Origin of the sequence: Coleofasciculus sp., assembly GCF_046539235.1 — a bacterium.
In the GTDB taxonomy this organism is placed as follows: domain Bacteria; phylum Cyanobacteriota; class Cyanobacteriia; order Cyanobacteriales; family Coleofasciculaceae; genus Coleofasciculus.
Genome location: NZ_JBKHHI010000016.1, coordinates 1 through 14,094 on the forward strand (window position 1 = coordinate 1; position 14,094 = coordinate 14,094).

Genomic DNA, 14,094 nt, shown 5'->3' on the forward strand with positions numbered 1-14,094 from the left:
CTTAAGTGAACTCAAGCAAACTAAAGTTTATCAAGAAGCCTTAGAAGAAGGTGAACAGATAGGTGAGTACAGGGGTGAGTTTAAAGCTAAGTTATTAGCAATACCACGCATGATGGAATTTGGCTTAAGGTTGCCACAAATTGCTCAGTTGCAAGATTTACCGCTAGAGGTTGTACAACAGACAGAACAGTTATTTCAGAAACAAAACGTTGCCGCTTTTATCGAACTATTAACGAATCAGCGTGACTTGTTTTCAGCTCAAGATTTGGCAGAGTTACAGCAGTGGATAGCACCGTTACCGGATCGGATTGAAGATTTATCCCAGGCGATCGCCCAATGGTGTAATCAGGAATCCCATACCCTACAGCGTCAGGCTTGGCGTCAAGTTCTCTCGGATTTATGGAAGGCGACGGTGGAAACCATCTTAAAAACGTACCCCAAGACTCTGGATTTAACATCCTCTCCCCTAACTAAACAAATGTTACAACAGGGGATTGAAGGGAAATAATACAAACTCAAGGGAGCATGTTACCGTTTTAGGTTGGCTTGAGGTATGAAACCCAACTCATATTATATGATAGCTTGAATGGTTTTGTGAAAAACTGACATGCTCCCAAACTAAATTTCCATCAATCCCAATAAAAATTATCAAAATCTCGATAAGTTTGCAAATATTCTCCCCCAAAATACTTATTTAAGTCAATCGTAATTATTTTATCTTCTAATTAATATTTGGCTGGTTTTGTAGTATTGACATCTCTTTGTCAAAAAGCTTCAGTACTAGGCTGCTGTTTTTGTTGTCACAAAGGCACTAGGGTTTTCTGTGGTGCCAATTGGACTCGTGGAGTTACTCAAAAATAGAAACATTGGAAACATCAATGAAACATTGAAATATTTTCTTGACGTGCCAGAAGATTGGCAGCAAGAATAGGGCAAACACTCTATAAATAGGAGCGTGATCCATGAAGGTCACTAGATATAGAGACAAAATCCTGGAAGCCCTACGAGATTGGTTTCGCATCCACCAAGAGGGACCCACTTTAGAAGATTTATGTACTGAACTGGGAATGAAACCCACGCAGAAAGCAACCCTTCAGCGTCGGTTACAGACAATGCGCGGTGTGGATGTGGAATGGGTTGACCACGTTCCCAGAAGTCTTCACCTGCTCAGAGAGGAACTGGAGGAACCCAAAATGCAAATCCCCGTAACCGAAACCCTGCGATATCTAGCCACAGGATTAACCCAATGGGAAAAACGAGAACCTGGCAAAATACACCCGCCGGAAGCTCTCCGCATTGGAATGTCCCGAATGTATTTGACATCTCTGCTGCAAGGAGACGAACAAGCCCCCTCGAATCTTCCTGAATTCTTCGATTGGGCTACCAAACCAATCGTTCAATGGTCACCTGCATCAGAGATTAAGAACCTTTCGCCAGATGTTAGCCTCATTGAGGATGGTGTCGTTTCTGACTTTGCTTTGCAGTGGCAGGTTTCGGGTAATGATGTAGAGATGCAGGTGCAAGAGAAAGTCCTGCAAGATGTCCTCGAATATTGCCGGGGGCGTCAACTTGACGCTGAATATCGAACCTTTCGTAAGCTCATTATTACTCAACCTATCCTTTCTTACCCAGAATACCGCCGCTTGCTATCCTCTTGCCAACTCAGACCCCTGCGTGATTTCTTACTCCAAACTTACGTCAATTTGGTTGATTTAGCCGAAGCTGAAACCTATTGTTTCTGTCCTCGCTGCAAGTATGTTCAACGCCGCCGTCAAGATGGCACTTATACTTGTCGAAATACGTGGTGTTCTCGGCTATCGGCGAAACTCCCGCCACTACCAACCATTGAGAAAGAAGAAGCCGAAAGTTGGAAAGCCGTGACTCCTGGCGTACATCGGTACGGTACGCTACCAGGACTCTGGGAAATTCATTTGACAGAAGAACTTTCAAAACTTGGCGTCCGCGTCACCCTTTGGCCAGAGATTGATGAATTTGACTTACTCGTAGAGTTTAGTCGCAAGCGTCGCTGGGCGATTGATGTCAAGGACTGGTCATATTTAGATGAGGAACGCCTACAACAAGTTCAGTATCGCCCTGATGCTACGGAAACCTTTGTCGTCTTCCCCGATGAACGAGAAGAGACACTGCGAATTAAGGTGGTACGCCAACAACTCGAACCCGAACTCGACGGCGTGCGCCTGAAGCTAATTCACGAAATTCTTTCCGACGCTAAAGCCATTCTAAATCAGAAAAATCATGCGTGACATTTCTAGTTGGGGCAAAAAGCTGCGCGAAGCCCTACGTAACTCAGATGACTTAAAAGAGTATGTTCAATCAGGAATGCCTGACGCAACCCCTCAGGTCCAGCAGCGAGAAGTCACACGTCTGGCTCAACTGATTGCCGAGGTGGAATTGGGACTGACCCTATTAAATGAAGTCGCACCAGAAGAACCCGCTATTTCTGTCTCAGCTTTGCTTTTGGGATATCGCTTCCCAGTCGAACCACTCCAAAGTGACGAAAACTGGCTTCTTATCCAAAAAGCTCGTTTTTACTTGATTCGTCGCAAGGGCAGACAGTGGGAGCGATCGCTGTTGGGGTATATCAAGTTACCGGAAACGGTCAGAATCTTTAGTCTATCAGACCCCAACCATGTCCCCCAACTGATTCCTTCCAGCATTTATCCCCGTCGCTGGCAACTATACCGCAAGACTTTATCCATCACGCCAAAGCACAAAAAACGAGAGGTTAAACTGGCAACGGAGGGATACTGGTATGCCAAGATTTCTGAGAAGGGTCACTCCGCCGTGGAAATTCCCATTTTCATTCCCGAAGCGGTTGCTATTTTAGCTCCTTACCCTCAAGTATCCTTTCATCGCACTCGTACTGCCAAGAATCCACCGAAAACCATTACTCTAGAGGCATTGCAGCAAGCTGCCCAAGAAATGGACGAAAAGCTGGCTGAGTCAGGACAACAGCCAGAAAACTATTGTCAACGTTTATCTGATATCACGTTGCAGCTATATGATGAGAATTCCGATAATTTTCGCTCTGGCACTGAGCTGACTTTAGCAGGACTCATCCCCATTGTTGGTTTGTTGAATGTTGGTAAATCGACGCTGCTAGAAATTGCCATTTATCTGTTAGCCAAACAGGGATATCGCTGCGCCTTACTGGTTAATGATGTCGTTACCCAAGTGCGCCTCGCTTCGCTATTTGCCCATCACTTGGGAATTCCGGCGGCTCCGGTGTTGGGGAGCGATCGCGCCCAACATCTGGAAAAGGTTTATGAACCAATTCTGGCTACAGTTGGGACAGAAATTACTCAAGGTGCAATGCATCCAGCTTGGCGCTGGTTTAGCCCGATCTGCCCCCTTTTAGCCCTGGTACAATCGGAACAGAAGTGGGACTTTGGTTCTGAACCCTGTCACGACCTTTACCAAAACGTTCCTGTCTCTAACTCTAAAAAAGATGATGACGATTTGGAGGATCAGGACGAGAAAGACAGACACACTTGCCCCTTATATTACAAGTGTCCGCGTCACCAGTTAGACCAGGATATTGCCCAGGCTCTTTTGTGGGTATTAACTCCAGCGAGCTTTATTCATACCCGCGTCCCCCGTCAGGGATTTGCAGAAAAATTGACCTTGACAGAGGCAGTTTACAAAGAGTGTGACTTTCTGTTTATTGATGAAGCTGACCGGGTACAAGTACAGTTTGACGAAGCCTTTGCCCCTAGTCAAATCTTAGTCGATGCCTCGGATAACGCTTTTCTCAACAAACTGGGACTTAACTTTGCCAGTACAATTTACAACTCTGACCGCAGCAGCATGGCGGGTGAACTATTTGCCGCAGGAAAGCGGGCGCAAGACTATGCCCAAATTGCCACTGACCTGATTCTCCCCCGACTGCACAACCAGCCGGAATTGGTGGAGTGGTTGGGTACGACTCCCTTTACCGGGCAATCGCTGTTTGCCCACATTATCCGCGATCTCCTTGATTCACCGTCAGCAGACAACGGTAGTAAGCCAGCCAAACAAGCCAAGCGAACTCGCAGCGAACGTAGTCAACAGCGATACCAACGCATTGCTCTTGGCTTACCTCCTCAAGCAGAACGTCAGCGTCGCAAGCAGCTGCTCGAAACTCTAGAAGGCTTTCTCCAATCGCCACTCAATCGCCGTCGCGGTGGCGAACTTGCCGATGTTGCCTTAACTCTTTTGAGTGCAGAAAGCGAACGCGATGCCCTAAAAGAAGTCGCTGATTGGTTGCACAGATGGCTAGATTCTTTGGGGATTTCTCTTGAAGACAAGACCAAGTTTGAGGACGTTACTCGCAATTTACACTTTGCCATTCTGATTACGGTACTCAACGACCGACTGGGCTTTCTGGTTGACCATCTGAATGCGCTGATGCGAATGCGGATCGTTGACTTGCATGATGTCAGTCAAACCCTAGTCTATCGCCCTCCCCGCGACTTCCTGCCCGTTGTCCCCTCTTCTGCGGTTGGCAATATTCTCGGCTTTAGATATACAAGCGATCGCTCTAAATCGGGTGGCAAGTTGGAATATTTCCGCTATGTCGGCGTTGGTCGCTATTTACTCCTGAATTTTCCGACGCTCTTTGCCGTTGATGCTTGGGACGGACCTCATACGGTATTGATTTCTGGAACCAGTTATGCTCCAGGAACGCCGACGTATCACATCCAAGCCAATCCCAAGGTCTTATTAGAACCTGCCGCTAATAATGGCACCGCAGGCGATGCAGGGATTGGAGAAAGTGAGTTTTTCTTCACGCCTCAGCCAAACAGCAATGGCAAGTATATCGCCTTATCCGGACTGCCACCTCTGACGCGAAAACAAGCCGCGAACGAGATGGTCAAGGCGATTTGTCATTCCCCCGGACGGGCGAAAAGCTTCCTTGACCAGTTATTCGAGACGTTGAAAGACCAGGAACAAAAAGACCCGGATCGGTGGAGCGATCGCCTGCGCTTGTTGCTAATCACCAATAGTTACAACGAAGCCGAGTTGGTCGAGTCAATCCTAAAACCACTGTACCGCGTCGAGCATATCGATGGCATCGCCACCCTGCGCCGCGATAGCGCTCCAGCTCATTTGAATGGTATCCGTCGGGGTCAAATCCGGGATTTGAAAGACCTGCCCACTCAAATTGTCATTGCTCCTTTAATGGCACTGGAACGGGGTCACAATATCCTCAACGATAACCGAAAAGCCGCATTTGGGGCAGCCGTTTTCTTGAGCCGACCTATGCCAGTTCCCGATGACTGGCAAACTACCGTCCAACAGCTTAACGCTTGGGCGCTGGAGAAGGCAGAGGATTCCACCCTCTATGAATCGCTGCTATCACGGGGCGAGGCGCTAACGCTGAGGACTGTTGAAAGCGAATTTTACAAGTATGCGGTGGCAAAGATGCTCGATTTAAACTGTCGAGCAATGTCCTTTAAGCAGTTGACGGCTGAAGAACGTTCCGTACTCTGTTGGACTCAGTTTGTCAGTATCTGGCAAATCGTTGGGCGTTTGGTGCGGGGTGGTGTTCCCTGCATTGTCCATTTTCTGGATGTTAAGTTTGCTCCCAACTCAGCCGAAGACAAGCAGGATAATGAAACCACTTCATTATTAGTCGGCATTCTCAAAGAACTTCAAGACTCAATTGAGGGTGAACAGAAACGCCCCGATGAAAAAACCTTGGCGCGATCGCTCTATGGCGCTTTTTGGAAAGCACTGAAAAACACTAAAGGATTCTACCATGATTTTTAATACAATTCTCCCCGGTGCCTGGGAACTGACCCAGGATATACAACGCGACTTCTTCAAACTCTACGTGCCTTCGGCGTGGCAGCAAGTTGCCAAATCCCTGGCTCAGCAACGGGTCAAGCTTCAAGGTAAGGGTTATCCCTCTGCGCCAGTCTATTCTCTCGACCCCATTATCGCTGCTAGTTTCCCTCAAATCATCCAAACCATGCGTAATGGCTGGCAGCGTCCTGGTGTACCTTGGCTAATCGCAACAGAACCCACGGACAATCTGGATGAGTTACCAACCTTGATTAAAGATTGGTTGAGAGAAGAATTTAGTGGGTGCTTAGAGGAAGAAGACGTTGAGTTTAGTCTTAGTCGGCTTGATGATAACCTGTGGCACTGGGAGGATGAGCCAACGAGTTATTCGTTGTTAAATCAACCCGAAAACCGATATGATGATATCCGCTTTCAGGCACTTCCCGATTACCTCGCTGGAGAATTTCTCAAAAATCCAGTTGTTTGCTTTCCTGGAGAAGTCGAGTATCAACTGACGTTCTACCGCGCTGTCAGTGTCAAACCAGGGGCGGAACTGATGTCGTGGCCCCCCTATCGGGTTCCACTATTTAATAAGTACAAAGAACAAATTGGGACAGCCGATATTTCCTTTGTAATTCATTTCAAATTGCAAACAGTCCCTTGGCGTAATCACCCGATCATTTATCATCAACTTTCAATTCGACGCTGGATTACTGCTCCTCTGGAACGCTTACCCTACCGAGGAGCCACGGCTTATATTGGTGACAATCGTCGCTGGTTGGATGGTGTCCGTCAACCGTTCTGCTTTATGGCTTTGCCCCTGAAACGTGCCGGAGGGGAAGGAGGGTGGCCCAAACCCATTAGCGAATTACTGCGGCTTAATGACTCTCCACTACCTAACCCTGATACTCTAGCATCTAACCCAACATACAACTGGTCTGTATTAGATGAACAGTCAAGGGGAATACAAGCCGCGATCGCTTATGATACTCGACATAATGGCGAACAACCTTGCCTTCCCGGTGTCAGTCCCAGAGATTTAGCGAGTCTTGATCAAGCTATTCAACATAGAATTAATGACGGTTTTCCTGTTCGTAGAGTGGGTGAAGCGGTAAGGGTATCAGGAACATTATCGCCTTTCTGGGAACCTGGAAAGCCGCAAAAGAGAGGGAGTAAAAAACAAAAAGATCCAAACGATTTATCAACTCCCATGTTGCGACCCAAAGTCGCTGCACCTGCTGTATTTCGTCAATGTTCTAATCCTCTGCATACAATCCTCATTCTCTGGGAAACCCCCCAGTGTCGAGATGCACTAATCACTGAAATTTGTCAGTTACTTTCCTTGTCACCACAGGGGGAAACGAAATTTTATAATACCCCGACTGGAGGACAAGGAGAGGAAACTGTTTATGAGGGAGAATTAGGTTCTCTGTGTATCAAAACTCAGTTTGTCGAAGATCTCACACAAAGACTTGATATTGATAATCCTTCAGTCCTAGGTAATAGCCGTCAAAAACGGCGCGTTAATTTGCTTGATAAGCGAGTTAGACAAATTACTGCATTTCTCCCACCTACTGAAGGACTTAACGGTGCTTTAGTTGAAATTAAACCAAAACAAAAATATTTTTCACCTGAGTCTGACCCTAAACTAGCTTGGCGCATTGGAGCAATGCAAGCAGGCTATGCTAATCAGCATATTCACGCTTTAACAGGAGGCACAAAGAAAAAAAGTGACCAAGAAAGAGTCAAACGAGCCGTATCGGACTTGTTGCGGCAATTTGGGATTTTGCCTGCTCCTTTAATCAAGCCAGACATTGATGGTATTGAACCTTCTGTATGGCTAGTATGCTTCCTGGTTATCCGCCGTACCCGAAAAACAACAGCTAGTAACGCCGCTTCCACTGTCGTGCTGATGCTACGTGTTAATCCTATGGAGGGAAAAGTGGAAGTCACCACCCCTTCTTTATTTCAAGAAAAAGAGCCTTTAAAAGAAAACCCTTGGGTTTCATACCCAGTTGGACTCTCACATCTGATTCGTGAAAAGTGGGAACCTAATTCTGATTGGAGACAAACCACATCAGACACAAATGAGCAGCAACCGATGAGTGAGAAAAAACGCCAGCAGAAAGCTGAACAGCAGGCGATTAATCAGTTCGTTATTGACTGTTTGCGGGATTGCCTAAATACTCCCCTTGAAAAAGAATTGTCCCCCCGCGTGCTATTCATGGCAGAAGCCCAAAATGCTCGACAACTGCTAACATGGCTCAAAAATCCTGATTTACCAGCCAACGATTTACCTGGCGAATTCAAACGGCAGATGACTCAATCGGAAATAGACCGTTTGTGGGTGGTGCGGTTGCGAGTAGCTGAGAATGGTGAAGTTCCTGTTGGTATTGTCAAGGGTTCTCCTGGTAGCCGAACGGGTGGTTTATTTTATTGGCAGGATGTATGTGATGATGAGGCGAATGAGCTTTACCTAAGTGTCAGAAAACTATTCAACACTGAGCAAGGTACAAGCACATTAAAAAAAGAGCAATCTCGGTTAGATGATGGTAAAAAACAAGCAGGCAATCCTAGACTATTAGAGATAGCCGTCGTTCATCACCCTGAAATTGATGGCGAAAAGCTAGCTAGTTTCGTTCATAATTTGAGAGACCGCTGGCCCTATTTTGCAGATGAAGTTTCCCTACCATTTCCGTTTCCATTTGCCACTTTAGCAAAAGAGTATGCTGTCAGCGCTAGGGACACGCTGGAATCAGAAGCATCTGAAGAAGTGTAAGTGTTCTGCACTGAATCGGCTGAACATGATACTCAACTTTCTTGCTTCAGTTGACAAGATTGTTTAACCATCTTGCACGTACATTGAGGTAGACCCCTCCCTAACCCTCCCCTTGTCAAGGGGAGGGAACCGAAAGGGAACTGTTTGTCCAAGCATCCTTCAATTATTGCTGCATCTGAGTTGGTAAAGCAGCGGGTTGTACTGTTACCTCAATATCTTTGCGATCGCGGCGTAATTCTAGGTTTAAATCGCGCCCTATTGGCGTCATTTGCACCACATTTTGTACATCTTCGGCATCTTTGATCGACTCACCATTAATTTTATGAATCACATCCCCGGCTCGCAATCCAGCTTTATCAGCCGGAGAATTCCGCATCACTCTGGCAATTAGCACTCCTTTGCTTTTCTCAATAGTCAGACTCGAATTGGGATTTTTGTTGATGTTTTCTTTCAACTGTGGGGTTAACGTAACCATCTGAATTCCCAAGAATGGATGTTCGACTTTCCCGTTGGCGATTAACTGTTGTGCAATTCGTTGTGCTGTATTAATCGGAATAGAAAATCCTAACCCTTGAGCGCCTTGAATAATTGCCGTATTCATCCCAATCACTTCACCGGATGCATTCAGCAGCGGTCCACCTGAGTTACCGGGGTTAATCGCGGCGTCAGTTTGGATAAATTGGACGCGCTTATCGGGAACGCCTACTTCAGCACTAGAACGTCCTGTCGCACTGATAATCCCTGTGGTGACAGTATTATCTAATCCTAACGGATTACCGATCGCGATCGCCCATTCTCCAGGTTTGAGTTGTTCCGAATCCCCTAAGGTGACAATGGGGAGATTATCGGCTTCAACTTTGATCACTGCCACATCAGTTACTGGGTCAGTTCCTAGCACTTTCCCAGCAAATGTGCGACCATCTTTGAGAACCACATCCACTTGATCCGCACCATCAACAACGTGAGCATTGGTGAGAATCATCCCATCTGTGTTAATAATAAACCCGGAACCCGTTCCTCGTTCTACTCGCTGCTGGGGTTGTTCCGGAAATTGAGACCCGAAGAACTCGCGGAAAAACGGGTTATTAAATGCATCGGGAACTTGAGACGTCACAGTTTTGGAGGCGTTAATCCGCACTACCGCAGATCCCACGGTGTCTACAACGTTAGTAATAAAGTTGCTGTTTTGGGGAGTGGACAGGTTAGCTGGAGGAATGATTTCTCCCAAAACCTGAGAGGATTGGGGAACAATGGAGTTGGTTGAAATTTGGGGATTACCGGAGATGAAAGAGTTGGCGCCAAAGGAAACACCAGCGCCTAGCAACATCAGGGATAGATAGGTGACGGCTTTTTTTACTGGGGAAGCGTCACTGTCATGAGAGTTGGATGTTTTCGTGTTGAATACCATAATGATTCTGCTGTTGAAATAGGATTGATTTGGATGATGTCAGTTACAGTTTGTCGGAGTTCGGTTAATTCATTTCCAGGTCGAGAAAACCCGAATCCTAATCAACTCTCTCCTACCTATGGCTAACACCCCCATTGACTTTGTGATAATTATTTACGGATAAGGTATTAACCGGGTCTGGCGTTGGGGGCGTGAATCCGTTCCTTGGAAAGGAATCACGATGACCTATCGCTGACATTTATCAATGTAGATACTTGTTGTGACGTGGTTATGACAGTGTAGTTTCGCTGATGTGAAGATTTCTGGATTTGTGCTGTAGGCTTCCCAGTGTTTTGGCAGAAATCCTCCCATTCAGGTTGTGCTTACCGTAATTCTAGAATACTTCCTTTTGCATAAGGGAGATGCAATCAGACATAGATTCCCATAACTCCCTTGGCTAGGGCGAGGATAAGCGGTTTGGTATTTAAACCTTAATGTCAAGCATGGCGAAGTTCTCGTAGTGCGAGCCAGCAAGCTCGCTACTAATACCCCATTTAAATGCATGACCGCTTACTGTACCGCTACAGCAACTCGATATGAAACACTTCTGGTTCTCTCAACCAACATCCCGACAAATTGACATCAAGAACATCGCCTTTGGCTTAGGACTCACGGGACTCATTCCTTGTCTTCTCTTATCCTTAGGTGCTTATCTGGGAGGAGTTCACCGATATTTTGAATTAAGCTCCCACTTCAAAGTGCAATACTTTGTCATTAGTTGTATAGTTTTCCTCTTATTGTCCTTCGCACGACGAAAAAATTGGTGGTTGATAAGTTTATTTTGTTTAACCCTTAATGTTGTAGACGTTATTCCCTGGTATATTCCCCAATTTTCGGGTATAAATACGCCTTCAGGACAACCGTTGCGAGTGTTACTGGCAAATGTCTATAGTGATAACCAGCGTTATGCTGAGTTTATCTCCCTGGTCAAAGCCGAAAAGCCTCAACTGCTCGTTGTCCAGGAAATTAATCCAATTTGGTCAAAGCAACTAGAAGCGCTTAAGCATCTCCTTCCTTACCAGATTGTTTATCCGAGATTTGATAACTTTGGCATTGCTGTATACAGTTCGATTCCCCTAACTAATACCGATATCCAATATTTCACGCCTTATGACATTCCCTCTATTTTTGCTGAGGTACAGTGGCAAGGACAAACTATTTCTATTATAGCGACTCATCCGCTACCGCCAATTAATCGGGAATATTTTAATTCCCGTAATCAGCAACTTCTAGAACTAGGAAAGGCGATCAACTCAATCAACAATTTTCCTGTAGTAATAGGTGACTTGAATACAACAATGTGGTCTCCCTATTACCGCCAATTTATCCGTCAGACTGGATTGAAAAATGCGCGAGTCGGTTTTGGGATTCTACCCACTTGGCCCCAAGGTGCGCCAATGTTACAGATTCCTCTGGATCATTGTCTGATTAGTCCAGAAATCAACGTTTTAACCATTCGCACCGCCGGAGATATTGGTTCCGATCATCGTCCCTTAATTGTCGATTTGGTGATATTGGATAGGAAAGCTAACAGAATATAGGGCTAAAGCCCTGACTACGAGCTTCCTCTTTAAACCGACTTCAAAATCCCTCCCTCTAACTGATATATCGCTGCCATAATGCCATTGTCGGGATTATCTAGCAACGATGTCTTAACTTCTTGTAAATAATCTAAAATCGCTTCCCGTAACACAGGGCGCTCGACGTTTACGGTATGTTGATAATCCCAAATATCCCAAATAATAATTCCTACACCAATAATCGGATCAAGAAACTGAGCGCCAAATTTACCAGCTACAGCGCCGCCCGTTTTTGCTGCCATTTTAGCGGAGGCTTTTCCGGCAAAAGAGACGGCTACTTTGCTGCCAATTTTGGTAACAACGGGAATCATGGCTTTGGCAAATAAGTAAGTGCTGCCGCCAACTAAAACTTTTAACGATAAGTTGGAAAGATTGCCTTCCGTATCTCGGATCGTTACCGCAATATCATCCAAATAGCGTTCCCATTCTCCTTGCGGAATCTGATATTGAGTTTGAATGTTGGAAATGTTGTTTTCTAAGTCAGCGATATATAAATTTACCGTGTCTCTAGTGATATGTTCTATTTGGAGTTGGGCAATTTTAGGGCGGAGGACTCGTTTGGTGAATTCAGTTTGAAACGCCTCCGTCATTTTTTCGGCGACAGCTTGATTGGGAGTCTGTTTCGTGGTATCTATCCAGTGGGAGACGGCTGAAGATACCCAGACAAAGGGAGCGCTAAACTCCAGTTTCTTTTGATTAAAATAGTCAAAATACCAATCCAAGAAATTATCATCCACGCGACTCATGAGTTGATCAACCCACTCATCGAGTTGGTCTGAGGCGAACTGTTCGGCGGTATGATGAGCATGGGTAATCGCGGTGGCGATCGCGTGATCAATCTTCTCCTGATCCGGTACAGTCCGTTCAATGGTGACAACCTCACTTGTAGGCTTCTGTGAAATTCCCGAATCGGTTGATAATGAACTGGCAATAAAACCACTCCCGATCAGCGGGATAATCACAATCAGGATAACCGCCACCCAAATATAAGGTGTTACCGATTTAATCAACTGACTCCAGGCTTGTAGGCGAGTCGTCTTTTCTGTATAGGTGGGTTTTTCCGATGGATTGGCTGGCGACAATGTGGGGTTATAAGTAGGGTTAGAGAGTGTTTGGGTTTTCTCAGCGCCTGTTGATAGGGGTGCAGATGGGTGAATCGAGGTATAGTCCTGCGATCGCTCTTGGTTCATTGCTATTCTTTGTCCGTTAGATTATATAGTTTCCGTAGGGGCTTGGTAACCAACCCCCTACGGCAGCTATCTCCAAATTAAACGATCTGGACTTTGGACAAACAAAGACATAAAACAACTTAAAATAGCTTAAATAAAGCTACCTAACCCATTGTTATACTCAATACCTGCGGTAAGCTGCACAATAGAGACGATAATGCGTCTCTAAATATAGAACAAGTCGGGGTAGGACTCGCTCCACGACTCTAAACGGACGGGGAGCGAGTGTAAGACCTGATCTGGGGCTGTTTGTGATGAGCCGTCAAAATACCGAGAGTCCCAGTGCTTGAACAGCTTCTTGCCAAAATGAGAATTGCTGGGGTTTTGAGTCAGAACGTGTGCGCGTGCAGTACCTCCATCACATCACAGATATAGCTGATGCCCGAATAGTCGTCGAAAAACTTCGCTGCGACCTCATCCGAAATCTTCACGGCCATATCCCGATTGGGGGTGAGTACCTCGAACTTTACATTCGAGTAGGTGTCGCCAATGGTGGGTTGTCCCGACGAGCGCACGTTGCGACTGCCTTTACCGCCAGCGTCCACCACCGTGTAACCGGCAGCTCCGGCTTCGTCGATGATCTTGGCGATCTTTTTCAGCAGCACCTTTTCCGTGACGATGACGAGCTTGCTGGCTTTCTGGGTCATGTGGATTACCTCTTGATGCGTTCTGTTACGACAATTCAAGACAATTTTCTCTGGTTTTGCCTTGAACCATATCTTTAAGATTATGCCAAAGATCGGCGAATCCACTATCCTCTGTTGAGAAAGATTGACTCAGATTAGCGGAAGCATTTTATAAAAAACACTTATCCTTTTGGCGTCCTACTGGCGGTGGGGTGGTTTAACCTAGCCAGTTACAGTCCGTCCACGACTTATGAGCCGTCAACAACTCCCCCCGAAATGTGGATTGATTAGCTCAGCCATTGCTAGAAGAGTGGTGCTCACGCAACTCCTGTTCCCGATTTGGCCGACCCCATACTGTCCTCTGGTGAAAACAAGCAGACGCTGGCCGGTTCGACTGGACAGGTAGGATGGAGCAAGTCAGTCCCCCGCCGATCGAGCCAGGATAACTTTGACCAGAGATATACGGGTTTTCTGATACTAAAAGGGAAACTTATGATTTGAATTGGACATTTCCATGTAGAGCGATCGCAAATTTGTGCGGATTTTAAGATAAGCTTAAGCACATAGAGATTCGGGACCTTAATAGATCTTGATCTATGGGAGGTGCTGCGGCACAGGTATTCGCGTGACACCTGTGCGGTAGAGG

General features: G+C 46.1%; 7 protein-coding genes and 1 pseudogene. 5 read left to right on the plus strand and 3 right to left on the minus strand.

Going from position 1 to position 14,094, the window contains the following annotated elements; all coding sequences use genetic code 11:
• The 4 genes and pseudogenes from ACLFWI_RS03205 to ACLFWI_RS03220 all read left to right on the plus strand — a co-directional run.
• Positions 1-508: pseudogene (locus tag ACLFWI_RS03205) on the plus strand (Rpn family recombination-promoting nuclease/putative transposase); the annotation flags it as partial.
• 454 nt (positions 509-962) lie between these two features.
• Positions 963-2,264, plus strand: coding sequence for a restriction endonuclease-related protein (locus ACLFWI_RS03210; RefSeq protein ID WP_446411708.1), 1,302 nt, complete (start codon positions 963-965; stop codon positions 2,262-2,264).
• The gene (locus ACLFWI_RS03215; RefSeq protein ID WP_446411709.1) at positions 2,257-5,772 is read left to right on the plus strand and encodes a pPIWI_RE_Z domain-containing protein; all 3,516 of its coding nucleotides are present in this window, start codon (positions 2,257-2,259) and stop codon (positions 5,770-5,772) included. The genes ACLFWI_RS03210 and ACLFWI_RS03215 overlap by 8 nt, the downstream gene beginning before the upstream one ends.
• Positions 5,762-8,566 (plus strand): pPIWI_RE module domain-containing protein, encoded by a 2,805-nt coding sequence (locus ACLFWI_RS03220; protein ID WP_446411710.1) that lies wholly within the window; start codon positions 5,762-5,764, stop codon positions 8,564-8,566. Before ACLFWI_RS03215 ends, ACLFWI_RS03220 begins: the two co-directional genes overlap by 11 nt.
• Positions 8,567-8,729: 163 nt before the next feature.
• Here the strand turns inward: ACLFWI_RS03220 and ACLFWI_RS03225 are convergent, their stop codons facing one another.
• Entirely contained in the window at positions 8,730-9,974 is a 1,245-nt protein-coding gene (locus ACLFWI_RS03225) for an HhoA/HhoB/HtrA family serine endopeptidase (protein WP_446411711.1), read from the minus strand.
• Between the two features lie 575 nt (positions 9,975-10,549).
• Here ACLFWI_RS03225 and ACLFWI_RS03230 point away from each other — a divergent pair.
• The gene (locus tag ACLFWI_RS03230; RefSeq protein WP_446411712.1) at positions 10,550-11,554 is read left to right on the plus strand and encodes an endonuclease/exonuclease/phosphatase family protein; all 1,005 of its coding nucleotides are present in this window, start codon (positions 10,550-10,552) and stop codon (positions 11,552-11,554) included.
• Between the two features lie 29 nt (positions 11,555-11,583).
• Here the strand turns inward: ACLFWI_RS03230 and ACLFWI_RS03235 are convergent, their stop codons facing one another.
• Positions 11,584-12,783 carry a hypothetical protein gene (locus ACLFWI_RS03235; RefSeq protein ID WP_446411713.1) on the minus strand — a complete coding sequence of 400 codons (1,200 nt, stop codon included), beginning with the start codon at positions 12,781-12,783 and terminating at the stop codon, positions 11,584-11,586.
• A gap of 368 nt (positions 12,784-13,151) precedes the next feature.
• Complete coding sequence (locus ACLFWI_RS03240) at positions 13,152-13,469, minus strand: P-II family nitrogen regulator (protein ID WP_446411714.1); 318 nt, start codon at positions 13,467-13,469, stop codon at positions 13,152-13,154.
• Positions 13,470-14,094: the final 625 nt, after the last annotated feature.